Source organism: Escherichia sp. WS1450, assembly GCF_046487395.1.
Lineage (GTDB): Bacteria > Pseudomonadota > Gammaproteobacteria > Enterobacterales > Enterobacteriaceae > Escherichia > Escherichia coli.
In genome coordinates, this window is record NZ_JBJQJO010000170.1 from 1 (window position 1) to 515 (window position 515).

Here is a 515-nt window from a genome sequence, read left to right on the forward strand (position 1 = left end):
CTGGCCGCATCCAGACTTAAATCAACGACCAGATCGCCTACCGGTTCAGCCATACCGGACTCCTCCTGCGATCCCTTCTGATACTGTCATCAGCATTACGTCATCCTCCGTCATGTCCGCCACATCCGGGGATGCAGGGATAACTTCATTCCCGTTCGGGCCAAAGCGGACGCCTCCGGCAAGCCCTGCCGCTTTCTGCATCAGCACATCATCTTCAGGCTCTTCGTCAGCCTCGCGCCGGTTCAGCAGACTGAAATCCAGCGGATGCATATCCGGATCGCTGAAAAACAGGCTGAGCACGGTGTACGTCAGCCCGGAAAAGTGCATATCCAGCAGAACATCATGAAAATAATGGGTACTGTAAAAGCGGTGCCAGTCGGCATACTCCGTGGATGACATCCCGGCAAGCATGGCGCGCCAGTCGGGTCGCCCCATCTCACGCGCCAGTTTCAGGGCAAAACTCAGCTCACCGTCGAACACTTTCCCGCAGAAACAGGCTCTGCAGGCCCGGCGTC

General features: G+C 57.3%; 1 protein-coding gene. It reads right to left on the reverse strand.

What is annotated here, in order from left to right:
* Positions 1–45 precede the first annotated feature (45 nt).
* The gene (locus ACJHYR_RS28190; RefSeq protein WP_072837681.1) at positions 46–480 is read right to left on the reverse strand and encodes a phage tail assembly protein T; all 435 of its coding nucleotides are present in this window, start codon (positions 478–480) and stop codon (positions 46–48) included.
* Positions 481–515 lie beyond the last annotated feature (35 nt).